General features: G+C 39.2%; 22 protein-coding genes. 17 read left to right on the top strand and 5 right to left on the bottom strand.

Going from position 1 to position 25,823, the window contains the following annotated elements:
- Positions 1–83: 83 nt before the first annotated feature.
- A complete protein-coding gene (locus ACY2A0_RS12535; RefSeq protein WP_461789862.1) occupies positions 84–1,004 on the bottom strand; it encodes an SDR family oxidoreductase in 921 nt (306 codons plus the stop codon).
- A gap of 152 nt (positions 1,005–1,156) precedes the next feature.
- On the opposite strand from ACY2A0_RS12535, the gene atpD reads away from it, so the two are divergent.
- The 17 genes from atpD (at position 1,157) to ACY2A0_RS12450 (ending at position 22,042) form a co-directional block, all read left to right on the top strand.
- Positions 1,157–2,659 (top strand): F0F1 ATP synthase subunit beta, encoded by a 1,503-nt coding sequence (gene atpD, locus ACY2A0_RS12530; protein WP_461789861.1) that lies wholly within the window; start codon positions 1,157–1,159, stop codon positions 2,657–2,659.
- An 86-nt stretch (positions 2,660–2,745) separates the two neighbouring features.
- Positions 2,746–2,991, top strand: coding sequence for an ATP synthase F1 subunit epsilon (gene atpC / locus ACY2A0_RS12525; RefSeq protein WP_461789860.1), 246 nt, complete (start codon positions 2,746–2,748; stop codon positions 2,989–2,991).
- Between the two features lie 189 nt (positions 2,992–3,180).
- On the top strand, positions 3,181–3,498 hold the full coding sequence (locus ACY2A0_RS12520; RefSeq protein WP_461789859.1) for a GNAT family N-acetyltransferase: 318 nt from the start codon (positions 3,181–3,183) through the stop codon (positions 3,496–3,498).
- Between the two features lie 1,025 nt (positions 3,499–4,523).
- On the top strand, positions 4,524–5,414 hold the full coding sequence (locus ACY2A0_RS12515) for a branched-chain amino acid transaminase (RefSeq protein ID WP_461789858.1): 891 nt from the start codon (positions 4,524–4,526) through the stop codon (positions 5,412–5,414).
- Between the two features lie 204 nt (positions 5,415–5,618).
- Positions 5,619–7,298 (top strand): dihydroxy-acid dehydratase, encoded by a 1,680-nt coding sequence (ilvD, locus tag ACY2A0_RS12510; protein WP_461789857.1) that lies wholly within the window; start codon positions 5,619–5,621, stop codon positions 7,296–7,298.
- A gap of 33 nt (positions 7,299–7,331) precedes the next feature.
- Entirely contained in the window at positions 7,332–7,919 is a 588-nt protein-coding gene (locus ACY2A0_RS12505) for an ORF6N domain-containing protein (RefSeq protein ID WP_461789856.1), read from the top strand.
- A gap of 55 nt (positions 7,920–7,974) precedes the next feature.
- A complete protein-coding gene (ilvB, locus tag ACY2A0_RS12500) occupies positions 7,975–9,717 on the top strand; it encodes a biosynthetic-type acetolactate synthase large subunit (RefSeq protein ID WP_461789855.1) in 1,743 nt (580 codons plus the stop codon).
- A gap of 21 nt (positions 9,718–9,738) precedes the next feature.
- Positions 9,739–10,374: an acetolactate synthase small subunit gene (gene ilvN, locus ACY2A0_RS12495; RefSeq protein WP_461791531.1), complete on the top strand. Its 636-nt coding sequence runs from the start codon at positions 9,739–9,741 to the stop codon at positions 10,372–10,374.
- 411 nt (positions 10,375–10,785) lie between these two features.
- Positions 10,786–12,267: a ketol-acid reductoisomerase gene (gene ilvC / locus ACY2A0_RS12490; protein WP_461789852.1), complete on the top strand. Its 1,482-nt coding sequence runs from the start codon at positions 10,786–10,788 to the stop codon at positions 12,265–12,267.
- Positions 12,268–12,378: 111 nt separating this feature from the next.
- A complete protein-coding gene (gene leuC / locus ACY2A0_RS12485) occupies positions 12,379–13,782 on the top strand; it encodes a 3-isopropylmalate dehydratase large subunit (RefSeq protein WP_461789851.1) in 1,404 nt (467 codons plus the stop codon).
- 220 nt (positions 13,783–14,002) lie between these two features.
- Complete coding sequence (locus tag ACY2A0_RS12480; protein WP_461789850.1) at positions 14,003–14,764, top strand: class I SAM-dependent methyltransferase; 762 nt, start codon at positions 14,003–14,005, stop codon at positions 14,762–14,764.
- Positions 14,765–14,856: 92 nt separating this feature from the next.
- On the top strand, positions 14,857–15,456 hold the full coding sequence (gene leuD, locus ACY2A0_RS12475) for a 3-isopropylmalate dehydratase small subunit (RefSeq protein ID WP_461789849.1): 600 nt from the start codon (positions 14,857–14,859) through the stop codon (positions 15,454–15,456).
- A 164-nt stretch (positions 15,457–15,620) separates the two neighbouring features.
- Positions 15,621–17,096, top strand: coding sequence for an ATP-binding cassette domain-containing protein (locus tag ACY2A0_RS12470; RefSeq protein ID WP_461789848.1), 1,476 nt, complete (start codon positions 15,621–15,623; stop codon positions 17,094–17,096).
- A gap of 137 nt (positions 17,097–17,233) precedes the next feature.
- Positions 17,234–18,307, top strand: a complete 1,074-nt coding sequence (gene leuB, locus ACY2A0_RS12465) for a 3-isopropylmalate dehydrogenase (protein ID WP_461789847.1) — start codon at positions 17,234–17,236, stop codon at positions 18,305–18,307.
- A gap of 75 nt (positions 18,308–18,382) precedes the next feature.
- Positions 18,383–19,555: a 2-isopropylmalate synthase gene (locus tag ACY2A0_RS12460; protein ID WP_461789846.1), complete on the top strand. Its 1,173-nt coding sequence runs from the start codon at positions 18,383–18,385 to the stop codon at positions 19,553–19,555.
- A gap of 361 nt (positions 19,556–19,916) precedes the next feature.
- Positions 19,917–21,167 carry a threonine ammonia-lyase IlvA gene (ilvA, locus tag ACY2A0_RS12455; RefSeq protein WP_461789845.1) on the top strand — a complete coding sequence of 417 codons (1,251 nt, stop codon included), beginning with the start codon at positions 19,917–19,919 and terminating at the stop codon, positions 21,165–21,167.
- A 458-nt stretch (positions 21,168–21,625) separates the two neighbouring features.
- On the top strand, positions 21,626–22,042 hold the full coding sequence (locus ACY2A0_RS12450) for a hypothetical protein (protein ID WP_461789844.1): 417 nt from the start codon (positions 21,626–21,628) through the stop codon (positions 22,040–22,042).
- Between the two features lie 8 nt (positions 22,043–22,050).
- Here the strand turns inward: ACY2A0_RS12450 and ACY2A0_RS12445 are convergent, their stop codons facing one another.
- The 4 genes from ACY2A0_RS12445 to ACY2A0_RS12430 form a co-directional block, all read right to left on the bottom strand.
- Positions 22,051–23,043, bottom strand: a complete 993-nt coding sequence (locus tag ACY2A0_RS12445) for an ABC transporter ATP-binding protein (RefSeq protein WP_461789843.1) — start codon at positions 23,041–23,043, stop codon at positions 22,051–22,053.
- Positions 23,044–23,493: 450 nt separating this feature from the next.
- A complete protein-coding gene (locus tag ACY2A0_RS12440) occupies positions 23,494–24,306 on the bottom strand; it encodes an outer membrane beta-barrel protein (RefSeq protein ID WP_461789842.1) in 813 nt (270 codons plus the stop codon).
- A 92-nt stretch (positions 24,307–24,398) separates the two neighbouring features.
- A complete protein-coding gene (locus tag ACY2A0_RS12435; protein WP_461791530.1) occupies positions 24,399–25,124 on the bottom strand; it encodes a hypothetical protein in 726 nt (241 codons plus the stop codon).
- Positions 25,125–25,155: 31 nt separating this feature from the next.
- Complete coding sequence (locus tag ACY2A0_RS12430) at positions 25,156–25,725, bottom strand: RNA polymerase sigma factor (protein ID WP_461789840.1); 570 nt, start codon at positions 25,723–25,725, stop codon at positions 25,156–25,158.
- Between the last annotated feature and the right edge of the window lie 98 nt (positions 25,726–25,823).

The raw sequence follows: 25,823 nt of genomic DNA, 5'->3' as shown, positions 1-25,823 counted from the left end.
TTTAATTGTTAATGGTTAATTATTAATGGTTAATGTTCCGCTGGCTATTTGGGGTTTTACGTCAATTAACTGACGACTAACACCTAGTTCCTAGTTCCTATCCCCTCACTCAACTGCTGACGAACTAGAGCCAATCCTTCTTCAAAACTATGAGGTTGATACTGCAATTCGGTCATTGCTTTGTCTAAAATAAAACCCGTTTTTTTAGGCCGCTTAGCCTCTTGTCCCAAACTGTCGGAGCTTACTTCTTTCATCAAGCCAGCATCTAAATTCCAAAATGCCGCTACTCTTTTTACCAACTCCGCCACGCTCATCATATCTTTTCCGGAAATATGAAAGGTTCCCACTGCACCATGTTTTACCGCCAGCAGGCAAGCATCCGCTAAATCCTCAGCTAAGGTAGGCATACGCCATTGATCATTTACTACGTTAATTGGCTTACCCGCTTCTAACGCACCCTTTGCCCATAACACAATATTACTACGGCTCATATCATTTAAAATGCCGTAAACCAAAATAGTGCGAATAATTGTCCAACGGCCTTTCATATGTTTCGTTAAATTTTCAGCGGCCAACTTACTCTCGCCATAGTAACTTACTGGATTTGCCAAATCATCCTCTTTATAAGGCCCATTCAAGCCATCAAATACAAAATCTGTAGAAACATAAATAAAGTGAATGCCCATTTTTTCGCAAAGCGATATCAGGTTGTCGGTGGCATCTACATTAGTTTCCCAGCAGGCTTGGCGATCTGTATGGCATATATCTACGTTAGTAATTGCAGCAGTATGTATTACAGCATCTGGCCGATACCGTTGTAAAACGTTCGCCACCTGATCTTTGTCCAAGATGTCCATCGTTTCGTAAATATAACCTTCCTCAACAGGATATTTGTTTGCCCCACGGCTAGTCGCAATAAGCTCCACCTCCGGACGGCGTAAGATTTGCTGTGTTATTTTTTGCCCTAAAAGGCCATTGCTACCGGTAACTAACACTCTTTTCATGACAGCTAAAATATCATTTATTAAACTGTTGAAAAACATTTTATTTCTATGTAAAAATTACATTAAAAATTAATAACTTTGCCATCCGAAAAGTGGGAGGTGCAAACAACCCTCTAAACATTTGATTTTTATAATTTTACCAAATACAAAATATGCCTAACATTGGAAAGATAGCGCAAATTATAGGACCGGTAGTTGACGTAAGCTTTGTTAACGATGCCACTTTGCCTAAAATCTTCTCTGCTTTAGAGATTAAAAAAGAGAATGGACAAAAAATCGTTTTAGAGGTTCAGCAACACCTTGGTGAAGACCGTGTTCGTGCCATTGCGATGGACTCAACCGACGGTTTAGTACGTGGGATGGATGCTTTGGATACTGGAGCCCCTATCAAAATGCCTGTTGGCGATGAAATTAAAGGACGTTTATTCAACGTAGTTGGTGAAGCTATCGACGGTATTAATGCTGTAGATAACGCTAACGGAAAACCAATTCACACAACACCTCCTAAGTTTGATGAGCTTTCTACAGAAACTGAAGTACTTTTTACAGGTATCAAAGTTATCGACTTGTTAGAGCCTTATGCAAAAGGTGGTAAAATTGGATTGTTCGGTGGTGCCGGTGTAGGTAAAACCGTATTGATTATGGAGTTGGTAAACAACATCGCTAAAGCTTATGCTGGTTTATCAGTATTTGCCGGTGTGGGTGAGCGTACTCGTGAGGGTAACGATTTACTTCGTGAGTTTATCGAGTCTGGCGTAATCAACTATGGTGATGAGTTCTTACATTCAATGGAAAAAGGTGGATGGGACTTAGACAAAGTTGACACTGAAAAATTAAAAGAATCAAAAGCTACATTGGTATTCGGTCAAATGAACGAGCCTCCTGGTGCACGTGCTCGTGTAGCATTATCAGGTTTAACTGTTGCAGAATATTTCCGTGATGGTGATGGTGAAGGCGCAGGAAAAGACATCCTTTTCTTCGTTGATAACATCTTCCGTTTCACTCAGGCAGGTTCAGAGGTATCAGCGCTATTAGGTCGTATGCCTTCAGCGGTAGGTTACCAACCAACCCTAGCTACTGAGATGGGTTTAATGCAGGAGCGTATTACTTCAACTAAACGTGGTTCAATTACATCTGTACAGGCTGTTTATGTACCTGCGGATGACTTAACTGACCCTGCTCCGGCTACAACTTTTGCCCACTTAGATGCTACAACCGTATTATCTCGTAAAATTTCTGAGCTAGGTATTTATCCAGCGGTAGATCCTCTAGATTCTACTTCACGTATCTTGAACCCAGCAGTTTTAGGTGATGAGCATTACAATACAGCTCAACGTGTGAAAGAAATTTTACAACGTTACAAAGAGTTACAGGATATCATTGCAATCTTAGGTATGGACGAATTATCTGAAGAAGATAAATTAACTGTACACAGAGCTCGTCGTGTTCAACGTTTCTTATCTCAACCTTTCCACGTAGCTGAGCAGTTTACAGGCTTGCAAGGTGTATTAGTTGATATTAAAGATACCATCAAAGGTTTCAACATGATTATGGATGGTGAAGTTGACGAGTATCCAGAAGCTGCATTTAACTTAGTAGGTAGCATTGAAGATGCTATTGAAAAAGGTAAAAAATTATTGGCAGAAGCTAACTAAGAACCAAGATACGAGTATCAAGTATCAAGATAGGTTTTCTTAATCTTGATACTCGATACTAAATACTTGCTACTCAAATTAAAAAAATGAACTTAGAAATATTAACTCCAGATAAAAAAGTTTTCGAAGGCGAAGTAACTGCAGTTACTGTTCCAGGAACTTCTGGCTCTTTTCAAATCTTGAAAGACCACGCTCCTATCATTTCAACGTTGGAAGATGGACCGGTAATAGTGAAAGAACTAAATAGCGAAAACATCTACAACATTAAAGGTGGCGTAGTAGAAGTACTGGATAATAAAATTATTGTTTTAGCCGAAGCCGTTGTAGCTTAAGCTAAATCATCAAAGTTTTAAGATAAGCCTCAAACGAAAGTTTGGGGCTTTCTTGTTTTATACATTACTCCCGTCATGCTGAATTTATTTCAGCATCAGTTAAGCATTTTGACATGAAGTAATTACCATACATCAATACTAAAAAACTCCACACTTTTTATCTTCGTTGTATCATTAAACTCGAAGACAATGAAAGAAGAATTCTTAAACCTACCGCTACACAAAAACCAAGAGACTAGCCGTTTTGAATTAATAGTCGACGGCCATACGGCTTTTATCGATTACGAAGAAGATGATAAAATCATCAAACTAATTCATACAGAAAGTCCCGAGGCTTTGGCCGGACGAGGAGCCGCAACAGCATTGATTGAAAAGACACTTAATTATCTAGAAGAAAACACCTACCAACTGGTTCCGCTTTGTCCTTTGGTTTTTGCATACATTAAAAGGCATCCAGAATGGAAACGTTTAGTACCTAGCAAATATTTGAGGTTGTTTGATCGATAGATAATTTCTAGAGTAGTTAAGACTTTCTGTTCGACATCTGCAATGTCGAATGACCTTTCTGCTATTTTTAATCCGTTTAACTCGGAAAAGAATAGTTATATTTATTCTCATTCAGTACTGAGTAAATGTCGATAAAAAAAAATATTCTGACGATTCTAAAGTGGACACTAGTTGCATTTTTTACTTTGCTAATTGACCTTGAAATATTATACGTATTAGAACATAAGCATTTTTACATCAGCGAAAGAAGAATTTTATTATTACTAGTTCTAAACGTAATTTTATTATTCAAAAATAGATATACGTGGTTAATAGGCATTCTTCTATTCTCCTACAGCCTGTATTACATAACAGTTGTTGCTGTTAATTATTCATATTTTGTCTCTTTAGAGTTTACTGCTAGGTTGTATATCTTACTCAAACACAATCTCGGACGAGGCTGGCAAATATTTGCTCGGGGATTTCCATTTTATTTCTATTTCATTTCTCTGTTTATTTTTCTTAGCCCGATAGGAAGAAGATGGTATGGCGTTGCATTAAAAAACAACACAAAATATCATCGTTAAGCTGACACTACATTTTTCACATTTTTTCTGACATTTCTCACTTTTAGGCAGAAAATTGCAAAATTTATAATGCAAGCATAATATTTATACCGAATACCGATTTCATTTTTGGTCTACTTTTAACCATGTTTACCCTAACAAAACAGCTAATTATCAAAATATAAATTGATAAAAAACAATAAAATCAAAATTATATTCCGAAAAAAATATTTTCATTTTATCTATTGCTATTTTTTGAACCAAATACTAAATTGGTTTTTATAAAACAAAAGGAAATTTTACCAACCTAAAGTGATGAAAACAACAGCACAAAATAACGATTTAGCACTTGCCATTAACGTGGTATTCTTGCTCAATCTCGTGCTTTGTAAAAAGTCCAAGGGTTCCTTTTAAGATATTAAAAAAATACTGAAGCGTCCCTTTTCATAAAAATGGGACGCTTTTTTTAAACATAGCAATATGGATTATTACAATTCGAACACGGTAATTTATTTGAACGGGCAATTCGTAAAAGCTAATGAGGCTAAAACCGACTTGTACGGCCAGTCGCTACATTATGGCTTTGCAGCTTTTGAAGGCATTAGAGCTTACAAAACGCACAATGCTACCCGTATTTTCAAGGCTAGAGAGCATTATGAAAGATTAAAACGTTCATGTGATCTTACCGGCATACCCTTTAACTGGGACATCGATGATTTGATTAAACAAACCTATCGCTTGCTTGAATTGAACAATCTAAAAGATGCCTACATCCGCCCTTTAGTTTTTAGTGAGCCACAAATGACACTTGTTACACCTGAAAAAACTTCTATTATGCTTTGTGCATGGGAATGGGGTGCTTATTTAGGTGACAAACAATTAAAAGTTTGCATATCATCTTTCGAAAGGCCTAATCCTAAATCTACTAAAATTGAAGCAAAGATTAGCGGAAATTACGTGAACTCAATTTTAGCTACATCAGAAGCTAAGAACAAAGGCTTTGACGAGGCACTTTTATTAGACGGTAAAGGACTTGTTGCAGAAGGGTCTGGTTCGAATATTTTCATAGAGAAAAATGGCAAGCTGTACACCCCCGCTAAGGGAAATATCCTTCCTGGCATTACAAGGGCTACCATTATAGAGCTTTGCAAGGTGTTAGATATTGAAGTTATTGAAAAGGACATCACAGTAGATTTTCTTAAAGAGGCCGACGGTGCATTTTTATGCGGCACGGCTACAGAAGTAGCTGGTATACATACTATTGACGATACAGTTTTCAGACAAAGATGGAGAGATAGTATTGGTACAACTTTACAAAGAGCATATAAAAACCTGGTATTAGAGAAAGTGAACTATGAGGTGATCATTTAATTTTTCTTCTTGATAATTTGTTAGTATGTTTGGTGCAGAAAAACATAAACATGCTTTTAAACACAGTCATTATTAACAACATTATCATTATTCCTCAACCAAGGGAAGGCAATCGTTGTATATAATAAAAGATATCAATTAGCGAACCGCCTCCCAAACAGAGGCGGTTTTTTTTTGAATTAAACACGACAAACAACAATATAAATGGAATTAAATAAGTACAGTAAAACTTTTACGCAAGACCCAACACAACCCGCAGCACAAGCCATGCTTTACGGGATTGGTTTAACAGATGCCGACATGGCAAAAGCGCAGGTAGGTATTGCGAGTATGGGTTATGATGGTAATACTTGTAACATGCACCTAAATGACCTAGCTGCCGTTGTTAAAAAAGGGGTTTGGAATAATGACTTAGTTGGACTTACATTTAATACCATTGGTGTAAGCGATGGCATGAGCAACGGAACAGAGGGTATGCGTTACTCGCTAGTTAGTCGCGATGTAATTGCCGACAGTATTGAAACCATTTGTGGCGGCCAATATTATGATGGTGTAATTGCCATTCCTGGTTGTGATAAGAATATGCCAGGAGCGATAATGGCCATGGCTCGTTTAGACCGTCCTTCGATTATGGTTTACGGTGGCACTATTGCTCCGGGACATTACAAAGGCGAAGAGCTAAATATCGTTTCTGCTTTTGAGGCTTTAGGTCAAAAAATTTGCGGTAATTTATCAGATGAGGATTACCAAGGAATCATCAAACATACTTGTCCTGGAGCTGGCGCTTGTGGTGGCATGTACACCGCAAACACTATGGCTTCCGCTATCGAGGCGCTAGGAATGAGTTTACCTTATTCTGCTTCTAACCCAGCAGTGAGCGAGGAAAAACAAAACGAATGCCTAGAAGCTGGTAAATATATCCGTATCCTTTTAGAAAAAGATATCAAACCTTCGGACATCATGACCCGTAAGGCTTTTGAAAATGCAATCCGTACCATCATTGTTTTGGGTGGAAGTACCAACGCTGTATTGCACTTCATTGCAATCGGTAAAGCAATGGGCGTTGAAGTTACGCAAGATGATTTTCAACGCATGAGCGACATCACTCCTGTGTTGGCAGATTTTAAACCAAGCGGTAAGTTCTTGATGCAAGATTTACATCAGTTTGGTGGAACTCCGGCAGTGATGAAATATATGCTAGATGAAGGTATGCTACATGGCGACTGCCTAACGGTTACTGGAAAAACTGTGGCAGAAAACTTGAAAGATGTCAAATCTATTATTGATTATAACCAACCCATTGTCCAAAGAGTAGACAATCCTGTTAAGGCTACTGGCCACTTACAGATTTTGTACGGTAACTTGGCAGAAAAAGGCTCTGTAGCGAAAATATCTGGTAAAGAAGGCGAAAAGTTTGAAGGACCTGCAAGGGTATTTGATGGTGAACAGGATTTGGTTGCAGGCATTGCCTCTGGCAGAATTAAAAAAGGTGATGTGGTAGTAATTAAAAACGAAGGACCAGTTGGAGCTCCTGGAATGCCAGAAATGCTAAAACCTACATCATTAATTGTTGGTGCTGGTTTAGGCAAAAGCGTTGCCTTAATTACTGATGGGCGTTTTTCTGGTGGTACTCACGGTTTTGTGGTAGGTCATATCACACCAGAAGCTTACAAAGGTGGTTTAATTGGCTTGGTGGAAGATGATGATGTGATTTTGATAGATGCAGTAAACAATAAAATTACGCTGCAAGTAAGTGATGAAATCATTGCCGAACGCAGAGCAAAATGGCAACAACCGAAGCTGAAAGTCAGCAAGGGCGTATTGTTTAAATATGCCAAAACCGTAACAGATGCGGCAGGAGGTTGTGTAACCGACGAAGCTTAAATTTAGCAAACATCTACCAAGAAAAATATTGCTATGGAAATCATTAAAAGTATTCAAAGCAGAATATATGAAATAAGAGGAGAGCGAGTAATGCTCGACTTTGATTTAGCTGTTCTTTATGAAGTTGAGACAAAAGTTTTAAATCAGGCTGTAAAACGAAACATACAACGTTTTCCAGATGATTTTATGTTTCAGCTTACAGCTGTGGAATTTCAAAGTATTCAGTCACAAATGGTGACTGTATCAAGCGAGATTAAATCATCATCACAAATAGCGATGATGAACCGGTCACAATTTGTGACCGGTTCACAAAAACATAGAGGTAATTTACCTTACGCTTTCACCGAACAAGGTGTAGCGATGCTAAGTGGTGTTTTGAGAAGCGATAGAGCAATTGAAATGAACATCGCCATTATGAGAGCTTTTGTTGACATCAGAAAGATTTTGATGAAACAAAGCAACATTAATGAGCAATTGGCAGAGATTAAAGAACGAATTGGAGAACACGATATTCAATTGAACGAATTATATGATGCGATGGATAACTTGTTAGATGAAAAAATTGCACAATTAAAGTGGAAAGACAGAGAAAAAATCGGTTTTATAATCGATAAGAAATAATAAAAACCTAATCCCGAGAGGGATAAGAATTGACCAAAACCATAAAATATAGACAATGGAAACCTTACAAGATACAGCTACAAAAAAGGCGACAACAAGCTCCCCTACTTTTAAAGGAACGGGTTCGCAAATGTTGTTAAATGCGCTGATTGAAGAGGGCGTAAGCACAATTTTCGGCTACCCAGGTGGCGCAATTATGCCTATTTACGATGCACTTTACGATTATGCAGACAAACTAGAGCATATTTTGGTACGCCATGAGCAAGGTGGTATTCATGCAGCTCAGGGTTACGCCCGCACCAGCGGAAAAGTGGGTGTAGCTTTTGCCACAAGTGGGCCAGGCGCTACGAATTTAGTAACTGGTCTAGCTGATGCTCAAATCGACAGTACGCCTTTGGTTTGTATCACCGGACAAGTATTTGCTCACCTTTTAGGCACAGATGCTTTTCAAGAAACCGATGTAATTAACATCACTACCCCAGTAACCAAGTGGAACTATCAGATTACTGATGCCAAGGAAATCCCTGAAGTGTTAGCCAAAGCCTTTTACATTGCCAAAAGCGGCAGACCAGGGCCGGTTTTAATCGACATCACTAAAAATGCACAATTGCAAGTAGAAGAGTTTGAGGCTTATGTAAAGTGTAATCACATCCGCAGTTATCGACCTAAACCAAAAGTTAGGGTGGAATTTATTGAGGAAGCGGCTAAGTTGATTAACGGCGCCCAAAAACCTTTTGTTTTATTTGGTCAGGGTGTGATTTTAGGAAATGCCGAAAAAGAATTCAAAGCATTTATCGAAAAAACGGGTATTCCCGTGGCTTGGACCATTATGGGCGAAGGCGCCATTCCAACAGAACACCCTTTAAATGTAGGCATGTTGGGGATGCACGGCAATTACGGTCCGAATGTGTTAACTAACGAAGCGGATGTAATTATCGCTATCGGCATGCGTTTCGATGACCGTGTAACTGGCCGTTTAGATAAATATGCGAAGCAAGCAAAGATTGTTCATTTAGATATTGATCCTGCAGAGATTGATAAAAATGTAAAAGCTGAAGTTGGGGTTTGGGGAGATTGTAAAGAAACGCTTCCAATTTTAACCAACTTGGTGAAAGAAAATAAGCACGAAGCTTGGGTTGCACTTTTCAGAGATTACAACCAACAAGAGATAGACCAAGTCATTACACCAGAATTATATCCTACTGGTGAAGAAATGACCATGGGCGAAGTATTACGCACTTTAAATGAAATTACTGGCGGAGATGCGGTGATTGTTACCGATGTTGGCCAGCACCAAATGGTAGCTTGTCGTTATGCGAAGTTCAATCAAACCCGTAGTAACGTTACTTCTGGTGGTTTGGGAACGATGGGCTTCGGCTTACCGGCTGCAATTGGCGCAAAATATGGCGCTCCAGAACGTACCGTAGTTGCTATTATTGGCGATGGTGGTTTCCAAATGACGCCACAAGAGTTGGGCACTATTATGCAATTCGGTGCAGCAGTAAAAATCCTAATTTTGAATAACCAATTCCTAGGAATGGTACGCCAGTGGCAGCAATTGTTCCACGATAAACGCTATTCATTCGTAAACATCACCAGTCCGGATTTTGTGGCTTTGGCTAAATCTTACTACATCGCGGCAAGCAAGGTAGACCAAAGAGCTGAGCTTAGAAAAGCTTTAGAAACAATGATTAACCACGAAGGCTCGTACCTTTTAGAAGTAATGGTAGGCAAGGAAAATAATGTTTTCCCGATGGTACCGCAAGGTTGCAGCGTAAGTGAAATAAGATTGAAGTAATTAGAGCAAAGAACAAGGACAATGAGTAACGACACTATAAAATACACACCTGGAGATACCAATTACGAAGGCAAACAGGATTTCACGATCACAGTTTATGCTGAAGATAGAGTTGGTTTACTGAACCGTATTTCGATTATATTTTCGAAAAGAAAAATCAATATTGACAGTTTAAATACTTCTCCTTCGGAGATTGCGGGCATTCATCGTTTTACCATTTTGATTAACGAAAGTTATGAGGTGGTAAGGAAATTGGCTCGTCAAATTGAAAAACAAGTTGAAGTCTTGAAAGTATATTTCAATACGGATAGCGAAGTGATTTGGCAAGAATTGGCACTTTACAAAGTATCTACAGAAGAGATTACCGAAAAGGTAACGGTAGAGCGTTTGTTGAGGCAATACGGAGCGACGGCGGTGGTGATCCGTAAGGATTACACTGTTTTTTCGGTTGCCGGCCACAAAGAAGAAACTGATGCTTTGGTGAAAGCGCTTGAACCTTATGAACTGATTGAATTTGTGCGTTCGGCAAGAGTAGCGATTATCAAAGACAGTGCTGGCTTCCACGAAAAGTTGAAAGAATTTGAAGCAGACGAACCCGGTGAAGAGCGTGTGGAGAACGAGTTCTTAGATAAGGGCGATAAGATTTTTACAATGTAGGAGGAAGTTGTAAGTTTTAGGTAATACGTTGTACGTGCTGTACAGGACGCACAACTTAAAACATATAACCTACAACCGTCAAAAACTAAACCTGATTGAAGCGGAAATACTTTTTGTTCGTGTCATCCTGAGCTTCCCGAATTGTCGGGAGAAGTAGTAGAAGGATTGATGGTTAACAGCAGTGCCAACAAAAAGATTGAAGCAAAAAGCAGGACTGCAATAACCGAAAAGCAAAAGACAATGCTTTACAAGAAAAAAGTGCAAGGATTAATTAACAAAGACTAATAATACAGAAATCGGTGATATCACAAAATCTGTGTAATCAAGCCGAAGGAAAAAAGAAAAAATAAACATCCTACTAGAGCCCTCCCCTTGGGGAGGGTTGGGTGGGGCTAAAAACTAAATAAAAAAATGGCAAATTATTTTAACACATTACCACTTAGAGAAAAATTAAACCAATTAGGTGTATGCGATTTCATGGCTAACGATGAGTTTTTGGATGGCGTAAATGCTTTGAAAGGTAAAAAATTGGTAATTGTAGGTTGCGGTGCTCAAGGCTTAAACCAAGGTTTAAATTTAAGGGACAGCGGTTTGGACGTATCTTACGCATTGCGTGCAGCAGCTATCGAGCAAAAAAGAGATAGTTGGAAAAATGCTACTGACAACAATTTTAACGTGGGCACTTACGAAGAACTTATTCCGAATGCTGACGTAGTAATTAACCTGACGCCCGACAAACAACACACCTCGGTGGTAAATGCTGTAATGCCATTGATGAAACAAGGTGCTACGCTTTCTTATTCTCACGGTTTTAACATCGTAGAAGAAGGCATGCAAATCCGTAAAGACATTACTGTAATTATGGTTGCGCCTAAATGCCCAGGTTCTGAAGTTAGAGCTGAATATTTAAGAGGCTTTGGAGTGCCTACTTTAATTGCTGTACACCCAGAAAATGATCCTGAAGGTAAAGGTTTGGCACAAGCTAAAGCTTACTGTGTAGGTACTGGTGGTCACAGAGCTGGTGTATTGAAATCGTCTTTCGTAGCCGAAGTTAAATCTGATTTAATGGGCGAGCAAACCATTTTATGTGGTTTATTGCAAACTGGTTCTATCCTTTCTTTCGATAAAATGATTGAAAAAGGAATTGATGCTGGATATGCGTCTAAATTGGTACAGTACGGTGTAGAAGTAATTACCGAAGCTTTAAAACATGGCGGTGTAAGCGGTATGATGGATCGTTTGAGCAATCCAGCGAAGGTAAAAGCATTCCATATTTCTGAAGAACTGAAAAACATCATGCGTCCGTTGTTCCAAAAACACCAAGATGATATCATGAGTGGCGAGTTCTCTAGCACGATGATGGCTGACTGGGCTAATGGCGATGCGAACCTATTGAAATGGAGAGCTGAAACTGGTGAAACTGCTTTTGAAAAAACGCCTGCCGGTGATGTAAAAATTGGTGAGCAAGAATATTTTGACAACTATACTTTAATGGTAGCTTTTGTAAGAGCTGGTGTGGAATTAGCTTTCGAAACGATGGTTGAAGCTGGTATTAAACCGGAAAGTGCTTACTACGAGTCGCTACACGAAACGCCATTAATTGCTAACACGATTGCTCGTAAGAAATTGTTCGAGATGAACCGTGTAATTTCTGATACAGCGGAATACGGTTGCTACTTATTCGATCAAGCTTGTAAGCCGCTATTAGCCGATTTCATGAAAACAGTTGAAACTGATTTGGTAGGCAAAAACTTTAACGAAGGAAAAGATGGTTCAGTTGATAATGCTGAATTAGTTGCCATCAACGAGATTTTACGTGACCACCAAGTAGAAGTTGTAGGTAGAAGATTGCGTAAAGCAATGACTGCCATGAAGTCGATCAAAACGGCATAAAAATGACAAAAAGAGCGTCTACTGAGCTTGTTGAAAGAATTCTTTTCTAATTTTACAGAGAAGTCTTCGACAAGCTCAGACTGACAAACTAACTATAAAATTTATAAAAAGATGGCGAAAACATTAGTAGAAAAAATATGGGATGCTCACGTTGTAAAACGCGAAGAGGGCTTTCCTGATATTTTGTACATTGATACGCATTTAATTCACGAGGTTACTTCGCCTCAGGCTTTTGATGGCTTGAGAAAACGTGGCATCGGACTTTTTCGTCCGAAACAAACGGTAGCTACTGCCGACCATAACGTGCCTACATTAGACCAACATTTACCGATCAAGGAAGAGCTTTCTAGGTATCAGGTAGATATGTTGACTAAAAACTGTGCTGAATTTGGTGTGGAACTTTATGGTTTGGGGCATCCGTTCCAAGGCATTGTACACGTCATTGGTCCTGAGTTGGGTATTACCTTACCGGGAAAAACCATGGTGTGCGGCGACAGCCATACCTCAACACACGGCGCTTTTGGTGCTATTGCGTTTGGTATCGGTACTTCGCAAGTGGAACAGGTATTTGCAACGCAATGTTTGCAACAATCTAAACCTAAAACCATGAAAATTGAGGTGAATGGCGAGTTGAAAAAAGGCGTTGGTGCAAAAGACATCATCCTTTACATCATCTCTAAAATTTCTGCGGCTGGTGGTACGGGTTATTTCGTGGAGTTTGCAGGTTCGGCTATCCGCTCGTTAAGTATGGAAGCACGTATGACTGTCTGCAACATGAGCATTGAAATGGGCGCCCGTGGCGGTTTAATTGCCCCTGATCAAACTACTTTCGATTATGTAAAAGGTAGAAAATTTGCTCCACAGGGTGAAGAATGGGACAAAGCACTAGCCTATTGGAAAACGTTATACAGTGATGATGATGCTCAGTTTGATGCAGTGTTAACTTACGATGCTGCTGATATTGCACCAATGATCACCTATGGTACTAACCCTGGAATGGGCATTGGTATCGCCGAGCATATTCCATCAACTGCTGCTCAACCAGAAACAGAGCAAGTATCTTACAAAAAAGCGTTGGATTATATGGGCTTTGCCGACGATGAAAGTTTATTGGGCAAACCTGTAGATTACGTTTTCATCGGCAGTTGTACCAATTCTCGTATCGAAGATTTACGTGCAGTTGCCGAGTTTGTGAAAGGCAAACAGAAAGCAGATAACGTTGAAGTTTGGATTGTTCCAGGGTCTAAGCAAGTGGAAGCTCAAGCTATCGCTGAAGGTTTAGACAAGGTATTTGAAGCGTCGGGTTTCCAATTACGTGAACCAGGTTGCTCGGCTTGTTTAGGGATGAATGAGGATAAAATTCCTGCCGGAAAATATTGCGTTTCTACCTCGAACAGGAACTTTGAAGGCCGCCAAGGACCAAATGCTAGAACGATGCTGGCTAGTCCACTGACGGCTGCTGCTGCTGCTGTGACTGGTAAAATTACGGATGTAAGGGAGTTGTTGGAGGTTTAGTGATTAGGGGTCAGGTATTAGGGGTCGGTCAAAACGTCGATATCTAACCCTAACAAACGAAATACTAACCGACGAGTGAAAGGTTTAAGAACGGTATTCATTACGAGGAGAAACGACGAAGCAATCTTAAAGCGAGTAGGTTTAATTAACGTTGCAAGATTGCTTCATCCCTCGCAATGGCGAAACAACCAACCAACGAAACAACTAAAAAACTAGCATTATGCCAGAAATAAATTGGGACAGTAAACTGTACAACGAACAACATCGTTTCGTATCTGATTACGGAGCTGATGTACTGCAATGGCTCGCTGCCAAAGCAGGTGAAAACATTTTGGATGTAGGTTGCGGAACTGGTGATTTAGCTGCTAAAATTCAAGAAGCTGGAGCCGAAGTTTTAGGAGTTGATGCATCGGCTGACATGATTGAATTAGCAAAGCAAAGCTACCCGACTATTTACTTTGAGCAAAAAGATGCAGCCGCTTTAGATTACAACCGTGAATTTGATGCGGTATTTAGCAATGCAACTTTCCATTGGATTGAAAACCAAAGAGGGCTATTGCGGGGCATCTATAAAAGTTTAAAACATGGCGGCCGACTAGTAGCTGAGTTTGGAGGAAAAGGTAATGTAAAATCCATTACGGATGCCATTGATCAAGCGGCAAGGGAATTAGGTTTAGAACACAAAGTGATTTCTAGCTTTTGGTTCTTTCCTTCAATTGCGCATTATGCTAATTTATTGGAATCAAGCGGCTTTGAGACAGAACAAATGTGGTTATTCGACAGACCTACCAAATTAATGGGGGAAGACGGCATGTTAAAATGGATCAATCAATTTGCTCAACATGCCTTTGTAAACCTAAATGAAGAAGAAACTAATGCGGTAACAGCTTTAGCGGTAAACATCCTAAAGCCAACCCATTTTGAAAACGGAGATTGGATTGCAGATTATAAAAGACTGAGAATAAAAGCTTTGAAAAGATAAAATCCGGAAGACTGATAGACTAAAGCACAAAGTAAAGGAATAGGCGAAAATAAGTCTTGATACTTGATACTCGCCACTTGATACTAATTAAAATGAAAAAATTTGAAACATTAAGCTCATCGGTAGTGCCTTTATCGATTGAGAATATAGACACCGACCAAATCATCCCGGCTAGGTTTTTAAAAGCCACTACCCGTGAAGGCTTTGGTGAAAACTTGTTCCGCGATTGGCGTTACAATACTGACAATACACCCAAGGCAGATTTCGTATTGAACGACCCAACTTACAGCGGAAAGATCTTGGTAGCAGGTAAAAACTTTGGTTGTGGCAGTAGCCGTGAGCATGCGGCCTGGGCTATACAAGATGCAGGTTTTGACGTAGTAATTAGCAGCTTTTTTGCTGATATTTTCAAAGGTAATGCCCTAAACAACGGCTTGCTCCCTATACAAGTAACTGATGCTTTTTTAGCAGATATTTTTACGCAAGTAGCTAAAGACGCTACTTCTACCCTGACCGTAAATCTAGAAGAACAAACCGTAACGATTGACGCTACTGGAAAGGCTGAGAGCTTCGAAATCAATCCTTATAAAAAATCTTGTCTGATTAACGGTTACGATGATATCGACTTCGTTCGCAGCCAAACTGATTTGATCGAAGAATTTGAGAAAAATAAAGTCATTAAATTTTATTAACGACTAAAACAAACCAAAGAAAAGCTGATGCTGACCTGTAGCAGAGCGGAAAGCTACGCAGTAAAATAAATTCAGCATGACGAGCCACCTAGCGTCACCCTGAATTTATTTCAGGGTCTGTTAGAAAGGCTCTCCAAACAAAGTGATAAACAATGAGTAAACCAATGGTCCAAATATCCAACTTCAATCTAAAATACGGCAATAAAACCGTGTTAATGGATTTGGAATGGACTATTCAAAAGGGTGAAAACTGGCTTTTATCCGGTGTTAGTGGAAGTGGTAAAACGTCACTATTGAAAGCAATAGCCGTTGTTGAAAAGAGCAGCAACGAAGTCGTCGTCAGCTTTGATGAACAGTACGATACCAAACCCTTCTGCCAATACATTGCGCAGTGGTATCAGTTCAAAAACAAAGAAGGTGTTGCCAATTTCTATTATCAGCAGCGCTACAACGTACAACAAGTACAAAACACCTTAACCGTTAATGCCGAATTAGCGCATTACGCTAAAGAAAACCATCTTTCAATAGATCAAGTAAATCCAATTTTAAAGGCATTGGGTTTCGATAGTCTTCGAAACGCCCAACTCATCGAGTTATCAAGCGGCGAACATAAAAAATTGCAATTGGTAAAAGCGCTATGGTTAAAACCGCAGCTTTTATTGTTAGATCAGCCTTACACAGGTTTGGATATCCAATCTCGTCAGAATCTTAACAACTTATTAGATGAAGCCACAAACGATGGTACACAAATCATTTTGGTGAGCAATGAAAACGAAATTCCAGCTTGTATCAACAGGTTTGGCGAAATCGTTAGCGGAAAATTGGTGGAGCATTTCACTTTCTGCACCAAAAATGCGATTGGCATCGAAGAAAGGAACATTCCTGAATTTTTACATGAAGCGCCACCATCGAGTAGCAAAGTTCTAGTTAAAATGGTTGATGTTAACATCAGCTACGGCGAAAAGCAGGTACTTAAGAAAGTAAATTGGGAAATTAAAGCAGGTGAAAAGTGGCTATTGCAAGGTCACAATGGCTCGGGAAAATCAACGTTGCTAAGTTTAGTCAACGGCGACCATCCGCAAGCTTATGCCAATGAAATTTATCTTTTTGGTAATAAACGTGGCTCGGGAGAAAGCATTTGGGACATCAAGGAACATATTGGTTTAATTTCTCCAGAGCTACATTGGTATTTTGATTTTAATGCTAGCGTTTGGCAAAGTATCGCTTCTGGATTTTTCGACAGCATTGGTTTGTTCAAAGAAATTGGATGGCATAAACGCACACAGGTTGATGAATTAATTGAATACTTTGGCCTAACAACGAATAAAAACGATTTGCTTTCACAGTTACCTCTTGGCAAACAACGCTTAGTTTTATTAGCGAGAACAATAATTAAGAACCCAGAATTGTTGGTTTTGGATGAGCCTTGCCAAGGTCTAGATGCGCACCAAACCCTTCAGTTTAACAACTTAATTGATGGTTTATGCACTACTAATAGAACCTTGATCTATGTATCACACAGCGATGATCAGCTACCTAGAAACTTAACGCATCAATTATTACTGAGCAAAGGCGAAGTGATTGGAAACAATATTTATAATAAGAAAACGAACATTGAAGAATTAGAAAGCGTGATTTAAAACTCGGAATTACATGAAGCTCTAGAGATTGCTTCGTGCCTCGCAATGACGTAACTATTGTCGTCATTGCGAGGAGGAACGACAAAGCAATCTCATCTGAATTTGGAGTATTATCACCACGAAAAGAAATGCATATAATGAAAAAACACATTTTAGTAATACCTGGCGATGGCATCGGACAAGAAGTAACTCAGTGGGGAAAAGCTGCCTTAGAACAAATCGCTAAAAACTTTGGTCACGATTTCACTTTTGATGAAGCGTTAATGGGACATGCCGCCATTGAAGTTACTGGCAACCCGTTACCTGATGAAACACTAGAAAAAGCTCGCAAAAGCGATGCGATTTTATTTGGCGCTATTGGTCATGCCATGTATGATAACGATCCTTCTCTTAAAGTACGTCCGGAGCAGGGTTTGTTAAAAATCAGGAAAGAATTAGGCCTTTATGCAAACCTTCGTCCAATCTTATTATTCGATGAGTTGTTAGAAGCATCCAGCATTAAAGCGCATATTTTAAAAGGCACTGATATTTTATTCTTCAGAGAATTAACGGGCGATGTTTACTTCGGTGAGAAAAAACGTTCAGAAGATAGAAATACCGCCTCAGATTTGATGATTTATCACAAATATGAAGTGGAGCGCATTGCGCACAAAGCTTACCAAGCGGCGCAACAACGTAGTAAACGACTGTGTTCGGTAGACAAAGCAAACGTGTTGGAAAGCTCACGTTTATGGCGTGAAACCGTACAAGAAATTGCTAAACAATACCCTGATGTTGAAACAGAACACATGTTTATCGACAATGCGGCGATGCAATTAATTAAAAATCCTAAGAAATTTGATGTGGTATTAACCGCTAATCTTTTTGGAGATATCCTTACCGATGAAGCTTCGCAAATTGCAGGATCAATGGGGATGTTGGCTTCTGCATCTGTAGGTGATGGCGTCGGCTTTTATGAACCTATCCACGGTTCAGCACACGATATTGCTGGAAAAAATTTAGCAAACCCACTGGCTTCTATCCTATCTGCTGCGCTAATGCTCGAAATTAGTTTCGGACTAAAACAAGAAGCTAAGACACTTACTGATGCAGTAGATAAAACCTTAAAACAGGGTTGGAGAACTGGTGATATTGCCGACCAAAATACCGCTAGCGACAAAATTTTGGGAACAAAAGAAATGGGAGAAAAAGTAATTAGTTTAATAAAGTAAAAAAAATAAGCAAACCTAGAGTAAACAATAAACAGGCATTTGCCTTTTGAATTTTTACTTTTTAATTGAAATATTATGTTACACGATCCAAACAGAGTACATATTTTTGACACCACCTTGCGTGATGGCGAGCAGGTGCCAGGTTGCCAGTTGAGCACACCTCAAAAAATTGAAATTGCAAAATCGTTGGAACTGCTAGGCGTAGATGTAATTGAAGCTGGTTTTCCTGTTTCTAGCCCCGGCGATTTCAATAGCGTGATAGAACTCTCCAAAGCGGTGAACGACCCAATCATTTGTGCTTTAACAAGAGCAAACAAAAATGATATCGACGTTGCTGCAGATGCGCTACGTTATGCTAAAAGGCCTCGTATACACACTGGTATAGGTGCTTCGGATATGCATATCAAAACTAAATTCAACAGCACTAGGGAAGAAATTTTAGAACGTGCTATTGAAGCGGTAAAATATGCCAAAAAATACGTGGAGGACGTGGAATTTTATGCAGAAGATGCTGGACGTGCCGATATTGAATATTTAGCTAAAATGATTGAGGCTGTGATTGCTGCTGGTGCTACCGTGGTAAATATTCCAGATACTAATGGCTATTGCTTGCCTGATCAATACGGATCTAAAATTCTTTACCTAAAGGAAAACGTAAAAAACATTGATAAAGCGATCATCTCTTGCCACTGCCACAACGATTTAGGCTTGGCTACGGCCAACTCTATCGCTGGCTTACAAAATGGCGCTCGCCAAGTGGAGTGTACCGTAAATGGCATTGGTGAACGTGCTGGTAATACTTCCATGGAAGAGGTGGTAATGATTTTAAAAACGCATAAAACCTTGGGATTGAATACCAACATCAATACACAGGGCTTTTATGAAATCAGTCATCAAGTACGTAGCCTGATGAATATGCCCGTACAACCAAATAAAGCTATTGTGGGAGCAAACGCTTTTGCGCACAGCTCTGGTATACATCAAGATGGCTTCTTAAAAAATCGTGAAAACTACGAAATAATTAGACCAGAGGATGTAGGTTTTCCTGACGCTACTATTGTTTTGACAGCGAGAAGCGGCCGACATGCATTGAAGCATCACTTAGATAGACTTGGGCATCAATTAGATAAGGAGCAATTGGGTGTAGTATATACTGCTTTCTTAAATCTAGCGGATAAAAAACAAGGGATTGAAGACAGTGATTTAAATGAGCTAGTTACGGTTCATTTAGCACCAAAGTTGAGTTAGTTTCTTCTCATCGTTATTCTTGCCTTGTCGTTCCTATGTCGTCATTGCGAGGAGGAACGACGAAGCAATCTTAAAGCGAGAGAGTCAAATTTGGAATAGAAACACTGCTTTAAGTTAACTAAACCTAATAGTAGTGAAAAGTTTTTTTAGCAGAAATATCCGTTTTGTGTCATGCTGAGTTTATCGAAGCATCTGTAAGCGATGAAAATCCTTCGACAAGCTCAGGATGACAGAGCGAAAAAACTTGCAACAGATAGCCTCGAAGTTAATTCGGGACAAGCACGACTATCGTAACCGATGAAAAGCCGGAATTGCTTTTCAAAAATAAAATTAAAGCTTCGCCAACTGGCGGATTTAGAAAATGGAAACAACAACAGCATATACTTTCGACTTCGAAAAGGCCTTTGAAACGCTACAAGGCGTGGTGAAAAGAACACCTTTGGAATTTAACGCAGGCCTTTCTTTAAAGTACAATGCCAACATTTATTTGAAGCGAGAGGATTTACAAATTGTACGTTCTTATAAATTACGAGGCGCTTATAACAAAATTAGCGGATTAACTGCCGACCAACTCCAAAATGGTGTGGTTTGCGCTAGCGCTGGGAACCATGCGCAGGGTGTGGCTTATTCGTGCAAAAAACTTGGTATAAAAGGCGTCATCTTCATGCCCGAAATTACACCTAAACAGAAAATTACCCAGGTAAATATGTTTGGCGGCGATCACATTGAAGTAGTACTTGTTGGCGACACTTTTGACGATTGTTTAAAAGAAGCTTTGGCTTATTGCGAAGCGAAATCAGCGACTTTTATTCCTCCATTTGATGATGAAAAAGTAATTGAAGGCCAAGCTACGGTGATGATGGAAGTTTACCAAGACTTGCCAGATTTGGATGCGATAGTAGTTCCAGTTGGTGGCGGTGGACTAGCATCGGGTGTTACTGCTTATTTGCAAACGGTAAAGCCTGGCGTAAAAGTTTTTGGTGTAGAACCGATGGGCGCTCCATCCTTAACCGAAGCTATTAAACACGGCGGACCGGTAACGGTAGAAAATATCGAACGATTTGTTGATGGAGCCGCAGTAAAACGCATGGGCTGGATTACCTACAAATACTGCAGCGATTTATTGAACTCTACTTATTTAATTCCGGAAGGACAAATTTGCACCACCATCTTAAAATTATATAATGAAGATGCCATTGTGGTTGAGCCCGCCGGAGCTTTATCTGTAGCGGCATTAGAGCAGGTAAAAGATCAAATTGTTGGCAAAACCGTTGTGTGCGTGGTTAGTGGTGGCAATAACGATATCGAGCGTATGCAAGAAATCAAGGAGAAATCTTTGTTGTTTGAAGGCTTAAAGCATTATTTCATTGTACGCTTTCCGCAGCGACCAGGAGCCTTAAAACTTTTCGTGAATGAAGTTTTGGGCCCTCAAGATGATATTACCCGTTTCGAATTCATCAAAAAAACAAACCGTGAAAACGGCCCTGCTTTGGTAGGTATAGAATTGATGAACAAGAATGATTATCCTAGTTTATTGCAACGCATGAAAGACTTTAAGTTTGATGTCATTGAACTAAATCAAGACGCAACGTTGTTTGAGTATTTGGTTTAGGCGTTAAGTCGTCATTGCGAGGAGGAACGACGAAGCAATCTTAAAGCGTTAGTTTTGTTTTTATATAGCGATACTCTTAGGATTGCTTCGAGCCTCGCAATGACGAGTAGATAAAAGAAACCTTTCCATAATTATACCATCTGAATAGGAGCCAAGAAGTTGTCTCCTATTTTATTTAATAGCAAAATTTAGTTTCCAAAAAACTATCCATTTTCAAAGCACAACGTGTTAATAGGAAAAATTTATTGATGTATTTTTTTGTTACAGGCCTTTAAAAAACCACGTTAAATCGCATTAAACAAAACTCTCTTTCTTTTGTTTACGATTTTTTAGCTTAATGGTTCAACTTGACATTTTTTTGGCATGATTTTAATATATGTTAAATAACACACAAATGAAATTGAATTGAAATATCCAAAGTGCAAACCTAGGAGTTTCTAAACCTTAAACAGCAAACAATGAAAAAGCTAACCTTACTCCTACTTTGCGTTGCCACACTAGGTCTGGTATCATGCAAGAAAGACACTTACATTACACAAGAATTAAAGGCGAAAACTTATAATTACGAGATCAGAACCTCAGATTGGAAAAGAAACGCTAATGGTAGTTATACTGCAACTTGGCTAAATAAAAAATTTGACAATATAACGCTAGAGGATGAAGGTGTGATGGTTTACTTCGAGCACCCGGTTACACCGAGTAGCTTTATTCAACTACCATACACATTTAATTATAGCGCTTACAGCTACGAACTTTTCAATGGTGGAATTGCTTTTGATGTACAGGACACAAACAACTTGGCCAATAGTGTTGCACCAAACTACAATATACTAGTTAAAGTGGTGGTGGTTCCTTCGGAATACGAACCTAATTAATTTTGAATTTAATACTCTAAAAAACGGCCAATGTTCACATACACTTGGTCGTTTTTTTTGTGCTCACCACTATTGAGCTGCAAGGCTCTAATGTACACCCCATTTCTTTCTAAGAGCAATTCGTCGTAAAAACCTTTGTAATAAATATCGCGTACGTTAAATTTCTTCGCCGACCAGCCCGCTTTCAGCTCCACCCATTCAGGGTAAAAACATACCTGCTTGCCACTTACTTTTAGTTCTAAAGCTTGAGCTTCTTTTTTAGAAAGCACTACTGCATTACCCAACATTTTTGCAGTATAAGTGCTATTTGGATGATTATAAACTTCTCTTGGTTTACCTTGTTGTAGCAACTTTCCCTCCTTTAACATCACCAACCGATCAGCCATAAACAAACCATCGGTTGCATCGTGAGAAACCATAATAATGGTCAATCCGGTATCTTTTGACAACTGTTTAATATCGGCTCTCAACTGGTTTTTCAAAATAGCATCTACTTGAGAAAACGGTTCATCCAGCAACAAAACTTTTGTATCGCTAACTAGTGCTTTTGCAATGGCTACACGTTGTTGTTCGCCACCACTTAACGCTATAATTTTTTTGTCTTTAAGTGCAGTAATTCGAAGGTGTTCCATTACCTCCATAGTTTTTTGCTGCTTTAAAGCAACATTGGTATTTGAAAGCTGCGAGGCAATGTTGTCGTAAACCTTTGCATAGATATTGAGCGAGAAATCCTGGGTTACCATTTTCATTTCCGCATGTCCAGGGATCAATTGTTCATCTGGACCTTTCACACGCTTGCCATTGAAAATTACTTCGCCCTCATCTACTTTCAACAAACCGTAAATACATTTGAGCAGGGTCGATTTGCCACTCCCACTTTCGCCAATAATTGCTACAATTTCACCCGTGTTAATTTCAAAACTGACATCTGAAATCCCAGATAATTGCTCTGCTTGATGTTGCTTTGTTAAATGCTGTATGCTTAAAATTTGTTCGCTCACGGCATAAAGATAAAGAAAGTCCGGGAGTTTGGAAGTCGGAAAGTCAGGAAGTCTGCAAGATGGGAAAGTTAATTTAGGCTTTATATAAAACCTTTGTATTTGAGCTTGCAGACTAAAAACTTTTTGAATGTCCGTAAGTTCTAATGAGCCTATTTTTTAAACGTTTTGTCATTCCGACGTTAGGAGGAATCTATACTTGGCGACTATGGGGATAGATTCTTGAAAATTTAAAGAATTACAAAATGCAGGTTATGCCTAATAACGGACAATCAAAAAAACTTTTCCAACTTTCGGACTAACAAAAAATCCTGCCTCTCTTACAGAAACAGGATTAGTTTTATTTGTGTGTGTAATAGTTTATTGGTTCATTGGTATTAAATCAATTACATTTCAGATCTATCAGACTCCCTACCTTCCCAACTTCTCTGACTTGCGGACTTCCCGCCTTATTTAATTCAATCCAAAAGTTAAACCAAACGACATTGCTTTCAAACCTTTTTGCGCTGGTGTATCAAACAAATCATTAGCTGAGTACTTAGCGAATAATCCGATACCTCCGTAACCAACTCTTACTGTACCGCCATAACGGAAAGCAGTGAAGTGATAATCATCATTTACTTTAACCTTACCATATTTTTCACTGATTTGTTTCACTTTTCCGTCAAGTAAAAACGCTACTTCCGGGCCAAATACAAACCTGAAACGTTTACCGTGGCTGTTCTCTTTAGTTCTTAATTCAAAGTTTAATGGGAAATGTACATAACTTGCAGAGAAACGGTTTTTGCTAAAAGTAGCATCGGTAATCAGATCATATTCCAAAGCTGGAGCATTTTTTCTAATGGTAATGTTTTGGTCCAAACGGATAAGTGTCCAATCAAAACCGCCGGCTAAATAAACTTTAAAATAGTTGTTAAACCTGTAGCCAAATTGTAAAAGATCAAATGATACAGTACTGGTTTTCCAAGGCTTGTAGTCTAAGAAGTTGTTAGCAGGCGATAAAGTAAAGCTACCGTTATCTACCAATTTGGTAAAACCAATATCTAAGCGGGTAAAGGTAATGCCACCTACAAAACGTCCCTTGTTTTGATCAACTTTTCCAGTGCTATCTTTTTTCTCACCAATGGTAATTCCAACACCATAGTTAATTTCAAATTTTTTACGTTTTACCGAATCTTTTACATTCTCATCTTGCGCTTTTAAACTACCTGCTGCCAGAAAAGTAAGTCCACTTACCAATACTGCTTTTAAAATTAGATGTTTCATTTGTGTGTGTGTTTAATGTTGTTGTAAAGTTGGAAGGTTACAAGGTCGCAAGGTTAAATCTCATCAATCTTGCAAAACCAAGAATCCCGTTCTTATTTATTATTTTTTTTATTCAATTTCAAAAACCCAATATTCAATCCAATAATCGATGAGTTGTCATCATCATCTGTATTAAACTTGATAAGTTTCTTCTCTCTTTTATCAACTTTGTCTACCACGTAATTCACCAAATCTCCCACGTTGCGTATTCCTTTTTTATTATCAGTGTCCTCTACAGGATCAATGTATTCCGTATTTTCATCTTTCATCGGAACTGCCGCTATCATTCGGTTGGTTTGTGTTTCTGTTATTACCTTCTCTTGTTTAATCACCTCCAAAGGCTTAACCTCTCCCCTTTTGATACCGTCTTTAATATCTAGATGATCATTCGTTTCAGATGGTTGCACGCTTGCAAAAATATTTTTTTGTTCGTCGGCATTAACTGCCTCAACAGGAGCAACAGAACGTTTAACCGCTTGTACATACTTTGTAGCACTTGGCGCTGTAGTCTCCTTGGCAACTACTTCATCTTGCGTACTTACTACTGTACTTACCGGTGCAGCAATAGCATTACTTTCATTACTTACAGAAGCCACCGCAGTAGCATTAGGCCTCAACAAAATTTTATCATCACTTTGTGTAAATAACATTACCGATGCCACTACCGCCACACTAGCAGCCGCCACCCACATCATCGGGAAGCCACGTTTTTTCTTGGGTTCTAACTTATCGGCAATATTGCCCCATAAGTCTGCAGATGGTTCAATCTCTGCATCCATAAATTTGTCATGGAACAATTTATCAAATTCCTTATCCGGCATGTGTTGCATAACCAAAGCCCTCCAATTTTATAATTTCCTGTTGTAAAATAGCTCTTGCTCTTGAAAGTTGCGATTTGCTCGCTCCCTCCGTAATTCCTAATGTATCGGCAATTTCTTTGTGCGAATATCCCTCAATCACGTACATGTTAAATACCATTCGGTATCCATCCGCCAATTTCTGTATCACTTTCATTAAATCCTGCATACCCAAGCTACTAAAATCAAAACCACTCGATGGCTGCTCATAAGCATCCTCAATAGGCACTACATTGAGTGTGCGCAGGTTTTTTCTGTAGCTTTCAATAGCAGTATTCACCATAATGCGTCGTATCCATCCTTCAAAAGATCCCTCGCCCTTAAACTCCTTCACCTTCTGAAAAATCTTTACATAACCCATTTGCAATACATCTTCGGCTTCCATTCTGTCTTTGGCATATCTCATACACACGGCCAACATTTTAGATGCGGTTTGCCTGTAAAGCATCTCCTGCATCTGCCTGTTGCCGGCCTTACAGCCTTCCATCAGTTCGTTTAACGTATATGTTTTTGCCACCTTCATTTGTCTGCTTGTATTGGGTAGATGATCATTTCTACCCAAAGGTTGCAAGCCTTTTTATTTTTTTTAATATTTTTTTCTGATGTCTTAAATAGGATGCC

Source organism: Pedobacter sp., assembly GCF_965249885.1.
Classification (GTDB): Bacteria; Bacteroidota; Bacteroidia; order Sphingobacteriales; family Sphingobacteriaceae; genus Pedobacter.
This window is presented reverse-complemented; position numbering and strand designations above follow the sequence as displayed.